The organism is Acinetobacter sichuanensis (assembly GCF_003024515.2).
Taxonomy (GTDB): Bacteria; Pseudomonadota; Gammaproteobacteria; order Pseudomonadales; family Moraxellaceae; genus Acinetobacter; species Acinetobacter sichuanensis.
This window is the reverse complement of the sequence record NZ_PYIX02000197.1, coordinates 1-703: the sequence shown is the minus strand read 5'-3', so window position 1 is coordinate 703 and position 703 is coordinate 1. Positions and strand designations below refer to the sequence as shown.

1 protein-coding gene is annotated in these 703 nt (G+C 39.8%); it reads right to left on the bottom strand.

Going from position 1 to position 703, the window contains the following annotated elements; all coding sequences use genetic code 11:
* On the bottom strand, positions 1 to 543 hold a 543-nt coding region (locus C9E89_RS22995; protein ID WP_107010346.1), incomplete at its 3' end, for a putative metallopeptidase.
* Positions 544 to 703 lie beyond the last annotated feature (160 nt).

The window sequence follows — 703 nt, the reverse complement described above, 5'->3', positions numbered from 1 at the left end:
TGCGCCCCAACGTCTGACCACACCAAAGAACTCTTCAACGTCGTGACCTGCCAAATAATGTTTAGGTAAACCTGTCATATCGCTATAAAGCATTTCACCATCTTCATCGCGTTCTACACCAATGTGATAAAGCTCATGATCGAGTAATGCGCAAAAGTTACGGTCATTGCTCTTTTCACAGTAACTCGCATCAATCGTAATTAAATAAGTGGGTATGAAACCATACCAATCCCGCATCTGTTGCTCTTGTCGTGCTTTCTTCCATCCACCAACATTAAACATCACCTTTTCACATTGACCCAACACCATACGTTTTTTAGATTGAACCGCAGATGATGCCCAAGCAAATGCTAAGAACTCGTCATTGTCATGAAGTAGCTCAGCAATGTGGTCATGATCAGGATTATGTAACGCGCCGCCAATGGTAAGAAAGTTTTTAACAACCCAATCTTTTAGATCTGGTGCAGGTGCCAAACGGATTGTTTCTTCTTCCTCAGCTTGATCAAGCAGTTCTGTTGGTGGAAATGGTCTGATCTGTTCCATATTTTACCCATAAAAAAACCCACATGTATAATGTGGGTCTTAATCAATTACTTTACTCTTTTGCTGAGCATGCAGAATGGTAGTAAACCTCTAACGCTGATTTGATGCTCAACATGCCGCAATATATATTTTAAAAAGTTATTCTTTAAATTTGATAATC